The 614-nt window shown below is 33.1% G+C and carries 1 protein-coding gene; it reads left to right on the top strand.

All coding sequences use genetic code 11. The features are described 5' to 3' along the window. Positions 1-447, top strand: a 447-nt coding sequence (locus ACRD7B_RS22780; RefSeq protein WP_430826975.1) for a T9SS type A sorting domain-containing protein, incomplete at its 5' end; no start/stop codon positions are given. Positions 448-614: the final 167 nt, after the last annotated feature.

The raw sequence follows: 614 nt of genomic DNA, 5'->3' as shown, positions 1-614 counted from the left end.
TTTGAAGCAGGACAACATTCTATTAGTATTGATGGCTTGAGTAACTTTGATGCAACACGATCTGTTTACCTTGAGGATAAAGAAACAGGTGCAATAATTGACATGCGTAGCACAAATAGTTACACATTTGACACACAAAAGGGAGACTTCAACAATCGTTTAGTACTTCTGTTTGATAATGCAGCAACAGCAACTGATATTGGAGATGTGAACGATGAGGGTGCTAAGGCCTATATCCAGAATACAAGTTTGCTTGTTATTGAATGTGATTGGTTGACCGATGAAAAATCTGTATCTCTATACACTATAGGTGGTCAGTTAATTACTCAAAAGCGATTTAACACTAACATATACGAGATTGATGTTAATGATCTATCATCTGGTTTATACATTGTAAAAATAAATTCTGATGATAAAACGTATACTCAGAAAGTGATAATTGAATAATTTGGACTGGAAAATAAAATACTAAGAAAAGCTTCCGTTTCGACGGGAGCTTTTTTTTTGCCAATATAAATCGGCATATTCTTAAGTGGTATATATCTTTGATAATTAAATAATTATCACTATCTTAATGGTATAATAAAACCCCGAAAACAGGCACTTTTGCCATA

It is taken from the genome of Carboxylicivirga fragile (genome assembly GCF_050589805.1).
In the GTDB taxonomy this organism is placed as follows: domain Bacteria; phylum Bacteroidota; class Bacteroidia; order Bacteroidales; family Marinilabiliaceae; genus Carboxylicivirga; species Carboxylicivirga fragile.
The sequence above is the reverse complement of the archived record's forward strand: the minus strand, read 5'-3'. Positions and strand labels throughout refer to the sequence as shown.